General features: G+C 66.1%; 5 protein-coding genes. 2 read left to right on the top strand and 3 right to left on the bottom strand.

The features are described from left to right. Positions 1 to 63: 63 nt before the first annotated feature. From AD89_RS0109870 to tkt, 3 genes are read right to left on the bottom strand one after another with little or no spacing between them, the layout of a single operon-like run. The gene (locus tag AD89_RS0109870) at positions 64 to 1,695 is read right to left on the bottom strand and encodes a glucose-6-phosphate isomerase (protein WP_025778437.1); all 1,632 of its coding nucleotides are present in this window, start codon (positions 1,693 to 1,695) and stop codon (positions 64 to 66) included. Further along, entirely contained in the window at positions 1,692 to 2,795 is a 1,104-nt protein-coding gene (tal, locus tag AD89_RS0109865; protein ID WP_025778436.1) for a transaldolase, read from the bottom strand. Before tal ends, AD89_RS0109870 begins: the two co-directional genes overlap by 4 nt. Next, positions 2,792 to 4,873 carry a transketolase gene (gene tkt, locus AD89_RS0109860; protein WP_025778435.1) on the bottom strand — a complete coding sequence of 694 codons (2,082 nt, stop codon included), beginning with the start codon at positions 4,871 to 4,873 and terminating at the stop codon, positions 2,792 to 2,794. The genes tal and tkt overlap by 4 nt, the downstream gene beginning before the upstream one ends. Positions 4,874 to 5,119: 246 nt before the next feature. Between tkt and AD89_RS0109855 the strand changes: the two genes are divergently transcribed. Both AD89_RS0109855 and AD89_RS0109850 read left to right on the top strand, forming a co-directional pair. Then, positions 5,120 to 5,656: a hypothetical protein gene (locus AD89_RS0109855; protein WP_025778434.1), complete on the top strand. Its 537-nt coding sequence runs from the start codon at positions 5,120 to 5,122 to the stop codon at positions 5,654 to 5,656. A 10-nt stretch (positions 5,657 to 5,666) separates the two neighbouring features. Beyond that, positions 5,667 to 6,653 carry a heme o synthase gene (locus AD89_RS0109850; RefSeq protein WP_025778433.1) on the top strand — a complete coding sequence of 329 codons (987 nt, stop codon included), beginning with the start codon at positions 5,667 to 5,669 and terminating at the stop codon, positions 6,651 to 6,653. Positions 6,654 to 6,778: the final 125 nt, after the last annotated feature.

The raw sequence follows: 6,778 nt of genomic DNA, 5'->3' as shown, positions 1-6,778 counted from the left end.
TCGGGGTCCTTCTCATTCGTGGTCTGTCCGTCGTGCCGGCGGATCAGTGCCGCTTCGGGCCGATCAGTCGTGGCCGAAGTGGTGGCGGGGGCTGATCGATCCGATCGCCTCTCGCAGCTGCGAGAGGCCGCGAGCACGATCAAGCAGGTGCAGGCGCAGCACGGGCCGCCCCTTCTCGGTCAGCACTGCTGCATCTCCGGCGGCCTGGGCGCGCTGCAGCTGGGCGAAGCCGAAGTCGCTTCCCGGCACCAGCAGATCCGTGCGAGCCTCACCGGTGATCTGGAGGAACACGCCGTTGGGGTGACCGCCCTTGTGGTACTGACCGGTCGAATGCAGGTAGCGGGGTCCGAAGCCGAAGGTCGTCTGCACTCCGGCGTGTGTGGACACGAGCGGTCGCAGATCCTCGGCCTCGGCATCGGCGATCCGATCGAGGTACGCCTGGATGCCGACATACCCGTACTCGTCGACCCAGGAGAAGAGCTCCTCCAGGGCTCCGACGAGATCCGTGGCCTCGTCGACGACCTCGAGGACGTCGATGTCTCCCTCACGGAACTGCGGCTGTCCTGTGGCTGCCGAGTCCGGTCCGTCGAGCAGATGCCTGGCCCGTGCCTTCGCCGCTTCCACATCGGGCTGGTCGAAGGGGTTGACCCCGATGCTGTATCCGGCGATGGCCGTGGCGTATTCCCAGAACAGGAACAGCTCGCCCAACCCACCCGTGATGTTCGCGTCGAATCCGGACGGTGCACCCAGCTCTGAGCCTTCGGCTGCCGGCCCGAGCAGGCACAGGAGAGCGTCCGCGCGGGCGTCGGAGAACCCGATGTCGGCGGGGGAGTCGACGACGACGGGAAGGATGCCCTGACCGTCCTTGCCGAGGGATTCGGCGATGAGCTGCTCGACCCAGGCGCCGAGCCCGGCCAGCTGCCCGGATGTCTCGGCGAGGACGAGCTTCTCCGTCGTCCTGGCGTGCGCGATGCTCAGCCAAGCGCCGAACCGCAGTGCCGGGTTGTCCAGGTTGTCCGCGGACAGTTCCGCGGTTGCCGCAGCGGCTTCTGCGACGATTTCGCGCACATCGGCACCGGCCAGACCTGCGGGAACGAGCCCGAAGGCCGAAAGCGCACTGAAACGTCCGCCGACAGTGGGGTCGGCGAGGAACGTCGCGAGGAAGCCCTGATCGGCGGCCAAAGCCTCGAGCTCCGTCCCCGGATCGGTGATCGCGATCATCCGGGATGCCGCATCGACGCCGATCGATTCGAAAGCCGCGGCGAAGCTGCGTCGGATCGAATCCGTCTCCACCGTGGTTCCGGACTTCGATGCGATGACGAGGACAGTGTGCTCGAGGTCGGTGCCGATCGCCTCGGCGACCTGATTCGGATCCGTCGAATCGACGATCTCGAGTCGGACACCGGCGGTCTGAGCCATCACCTCGGGAGCAAGCGAGGATCCGCCCATTCCAGCCAGGCTGATCGTGCGCAGACCCTGTTCCTGCAGTTCTGCCCGCAGGGACTCGATCTCATCGAGCAGCTCAGCAGCCTGCTGCGGAAGGTCCACCCAGCCCATCCGGTCCGCGGCGTCGGCGGCTCCGTCGAACAGTTCGGCATCCTTGTCACTCAGTCGGGAGGCCAGACCGGCGTCGATGAGTCGCGCGGCCTCGGCATCGAATTCCTCGCCGACGGGAGCAGAGAGTGAAAGCCTCATGAGCGCTCCAGAGCCGTCCGGATCGTGTCCTGGAGTTCGGTCCAGCTGACATCGAACTTCTCCAGGCCCTGCTCTTCGAGCACGGTCATGACCTCGGCGTAGTCGATGCCCAGTCGAGCCAGGGCGTCGAAGACCTCGTCGGCGGCACGGTAGTGCTCGGACGTGATCCGGCCGGTGACCTCACCGTGGTCGGCGAAGGCCTCCAGGGTGGGTTCGGGCATCGTGTTCACGGTGTTCGGCGCGACGAGTCCGGCCACGTACATCGTGTCGGCATAGTCGGGGTTCTTCACTCCGGTCGAGGCCCACAGCAGACGCTGCGGACGTGCACCGGCGAGTTCGAGGACCCGGAAGCGTTCGGAGGTGAACAGCTGCGAGTGGATCTCGTGGGCGAGCACGCAGTTGGCGATGCCCGCCTTGCCCTTGAGCTCGACCGCCTTCGGGTCTTCGACGGAATCGAGACGGGAATCGATCTCCGAATCCACCCGGGAGACGAACACCGAGGCGACCGACCGGATCGTCGAGAGGTCGTGGCCGGCGGCGCGGGCCTTCTCCAGGCCCTGGAGGAAGGCTTCGACGACGTGGCGGTAGCGGGTCAGGGAGAACACGAGGGTGACGTTGACGCTGATCCCGGCGGCGATCGTCTCGGAGATCGCGGTCAGCCCTGCCTCGGTGGCGGGGATCTTGATCATCGCATTCGGTTCGCCGACGCGCTCCCACAGGGCCTTCGCCGAGGCGACGGTCCCCTGCGAATCGTGGGCCAGCGGGGGAGCGACCTCGATGGACACGCGACCGTCCTGACCATCCGTGGATTCGAAGACCGGACGGAACAGGCGCGCCGCCTCGGCGACATCCGCGGTGGTCAGCGCCTCGATGGCCTCATCCACATCGGCACCGGAGGCACCGAGCTCGGCGACCGCGAAATCGTAGTCGTCGGAACTGGCGATCGCGTTCGCGAAGATCGTCGGATTCGTCGTCACACCCGTGACGGAGGATTCCTCGATGAGCCGCGCGAGATCCCCGGATTCGAGTCGGGTGCGGGAGAGGTCGTCGAGCCAGATCGAGACTCCGGCCGCGCTGAGCTGCTGGAGACGTTCACTCATGCTTCCGCCTTTGCTGCGTTGATGGATTCCTTGGCTGCGTCGACGACGGCCGAGGCCGTGATGCCGAACTTCTCGTACAGGGTCTGGTAGTCCGCGGAGGCACCGAAGTGTTCGATGGACACGGCACGTCCGGCATCGCCGAGGTACTTGTGCCAGCTCATCGCCGAGGCGGCTTCGATGCTCACGCGTGCCCTCAGCGTACGCGGCAGCACCGTGGCCCGGTAGTCCTCCGGCTGTGCGTCGAACCATTCCTGGCACGGCATGGAGATCACGCGTGCGGCTGTGCCCGATGCCTGCAGAGACTCGGCGGCTTCGAGGGCGATGGCGACCTCGGAACCGCTGGCGATGATGGCCACCTCGGGCTGGTCGCCGGTATCGGTGAGCACATAGCCGCCGCGTGCGGTTTCGGAGGCGGGAGCATACTTCTCACGGTCGAGGACCGGCACGGCCTGGCGGGTGAGCACGAGTCCGCTGGGCCCGTCAGTGCGGTCGAGGATCGTCCGCCATGCGACCGCGGTTTCGTTCGCATCGGCCGGTCGGACGACGTCGAGGCCGGGGATGGCGCGCAGGGCGGAGAGGTGCTCGATCGGCTGATGGGTCGGTCCGTCCTCGCCGAGGCCGATCGAATCGTGGGTCCACACGAACAGATTCGGCAGCTGCTGGAGGGCGGCCAGACGAACGGCGGGACGCTGGTAGTCGCTGAAGACGAGGAACGTGCCGTTGTACGGGCGGGTTCCGCCGTGGAGGGCGATGCCGTTGCCGATGAGACCGGCGGAGAACTCACGGACGCCGAAGTGGATATTGCGTCCGTACTCATGTCCGGAGAAGGCGCCGGTGGATCGGTGCGCGGGCAGGAAGCTCGGCTCACCCTTGACCAGGGTGTTGTTCGAACCGGCGAGGTCGGCGGAGCCGCCCCAGAGTTCGGGCATGGTCTCGGCGATCGCGTTGAGCACCTGGCCGGAGGCCGCACGTGTGGCGATGCCCTTCTCGCTGGCCTCGAAGACCGGGAAGGCCGCATCGAGTCCGGCGGGCAGTTCGCGCTTGGACAGGCGGTCGAAGAGTGCGGCGTTGTCCGGGTTGGCGCTGCGCCAATCGGCGAAGGACTTGTCCCATTCGAGGTGAGCGGCACGACCCCGGTCGAGTGCCTGACGGGTGTGGGCGAGGACCTCGTCGGCGACGGCGAAGGTCGATTCCGGGTCGAAGCCGAGGACCTCCTTGGTCGCCCGGATCTCGTCCTCGCCGAGGGCGGCACCGTGGGATCCGCCGGTGTTCTGGGCGTTGGGCGCCGGCCAGGCGATGATCGTCGACAGGCGGATGAACGACGGACGGGAATCCGCGCGAGCGGCCTCGACGGCGGCGTGGAAGGCTTCGATGTCCTCGTGGTAGTCGTCACCGGCGGTGAAGTCGACGTGCTGGACGTGCCAGCCGTAGGCGGCGTAGCGGGCGGCGGTGTCCTCACCGAAGGCGATCGCGGTGTCGTCTTCGATGGAGATCTTGTTGTCGTCCCAGATCACCAGCAGATTCGACAGCTCCTGTGTGCCGGCCAGCGAGGAGGCCTCACCGGACACGCCCTCTTCGAGGTCGCCGTCGGAGGCGAGCACGACGATGTTGTGGTCGAACGGTGAGGTGCCGGCAGCCGCCTCGGGGTCGAAGAGTCCGCGTTCGCGGCGAGCGGCCATGGCCATGCCCACGGCCGAGGCCAATCCTGAGCCGAGCGGGCCCGTGGTGATCTCGACGCCGGCGGTGTGACCGACCTCGGGGTGGCCCGGGGTGAGTGAACCCCATGTGCGCAGGGCCTTCAGATCGTCGAGCTCGAGCCCGAATCCGGCGAGGTAGAGCTGGACGTACTGGGTGAGCGAACTGTGACCGCAGGAGAGGACGAAACGATCACGGCCGACCCAAGTCGGGTCGGCCGGGTCGTGAGTGAGTCCGTGCTGATACAGGTAATGGGCGATGGGCGCCAGGCTCATGGCGGTGCCCGGGTGCCCGTTCCCTGTCTTCTGCACCGCATCCGCGGCGAGGAGGCGGGCAGTGTCGACTGCGCGATTGTCGAGTTCAGTCCAGGACAGAGTTGTCATGTCGTCGAGCGATCCTTCGTTCGTCTGAAGAGCGTGCATTCAAACTCTACCCGTCGGACGCTTGAAGCGCCGCCCCTGTTCACCTGCCGTGCCGACAGGGAGCGAGACATTTCGGCTACCGACGGGTAAAGTGTGGTCTCGCGCACAGCTGTGGTTCGACATTCAACAACTGCGGTGTGCCGAAGGGAGTGAGAATGGGCCGTGCCTGACTGGAGGGATGACAGGGTGAGCAAAGAGGCTGATCCCATGATCGATGCCGCCGTCGCAGACAGCGGAGACCGTCGACCCGGGTGGCTGACGGGCAGGCGACCCGACCTCGCCGAGGTAGCCGAACAGACAAGAGGACTCCGTCGGCTGATCTCCCGGATCGGCACGGCGTGCCCGGTGTTCTTCGCCGTGGTGACCGTGTCCGTGTCGTCGACGATCGCACAGCCGCTGCGTGGCGGCGTCGACATCGGACAGCTCGGTCTGTGGACGCTGGGCACTCTCGTTCTGCTCACCCCCTTCGCAGCAGCGCTGGCCGTGATGCTCAATGCGCGGCGCGGCGGACTGGTGTGGACGACCGCCCTCGTCTATACCTTCATCGCCGGAATCATCGGCCTGTGCGTCGATGTGAATCTCCTCCGCACGGATTCGCAGTCGGCCTCGCTGAGCTTCATCTCAATGCTCGTCGTACAGGTCGTCGTGCTTGCTCCCGTGTGTGCCGCAGTGGCCTTCCTCATCCGCATCGTCAGTGACTCGACTCGCCTGCGCGCGACTGGCAAAAACTTCGACAACAGGTAGAATCTAGGGCGTGAGCAAACTTCGTCAGAACCGGGAAGAGCAGAGTGAACGACCTCTGCAGAGGGCCATCGACGAGCAGAGCCTCTCCACCCGACCGCGTTCGATCATCAGTGCCTATATCGCGCTGACCAAACCGCGCGTCATCGAGCTGCTCCTCGTCACGACCGCGCCCGTGATGTTCCTGGCCGCTCAGGGAATGCCGAACATCTGGCTGGTCATCAACACCCTCATCGGCGGAGCCGCCGCTGCGGCCTCGGCCTCGGTCTTCAACTGCTACGTCGACCGCGACATCGACGCGAAGATGGAGCGGACGAAGGACCGTCCCCTCGTCACCGGTGAGATCAGCCCCCGTTCTGCACTCATCTTCGCTTTCGTGCTGGGCATCGGCTCGATCTTCTGGCTCGGCGGATTCACGAATTGGGTCACGGCGGGACTGACCGCCTCGGCGATTCTGCTCTACGCAGTCTTCTACACCCTCGTCCTCAAGCGCCGCACCTCACAGAACATCGTCTGGGGCGGCGCCGCAGGCTGCATGCCGGTGCTCATCGGCTGGTCGGCCGTGACCGGGGGAGTCGCCTGGGAGCCCGTGCTGCTCTTCCTCGTCGTCTTCTTCTGGACCCCGCCGCACTACTGGCCGCTGGCGATCAAGTACAAGGCCGACTACGACGCCGCCGACGTGCCCATGCTGCCGTCGAAGGTCCCGCCGACATCCGTCGGCCGGCAGATGATCCTCTACACGTGGGCGATGATCGCCTGCTCGCTCGCACTCATTCCCGTGGCGCCGATGGGTCCGGTCTACACGATCGTGGCCGTGGGCGCCGGCGTCTGGTTCCTGTGGTCGTGCTACTCGCTGGTCTCCCGGGCCAAGCAGGGCAAGGACGGCACGTCTCTCAAGGCGATGAAGGTCTTCCACGGGTCGATCACGTACCTGTCGCTGCTCTTCCTGGCAGTGGCCATCGACCCGTTCGTGCCCACCCTGATCCCCGGGATCTGGTGACTCGCCGAAGAACCCGCTGATCCAATCGGCCCAGTCTGAGCTGGATAGCACAGATTTGAAACAGTGCTATCCAGCTCAAGCTGGGCCGTTGTACGTCTGTGCCTTGCGCTTCGGGTCGGAACGCA

Origin of the sequence: Brevibacterium sp. VCM10, assembly GCF_000583215.1 — a bacterium.
Lineage (GTDB): Bacteria > Actinomycetota > Actinomycetes > Actinomycetales > Brevibacteriaceae > Brevibacterium > Brevibacterium linens.
This window is presented reverse-complemented; position numbering and strand designations above follow the sequence as displayed.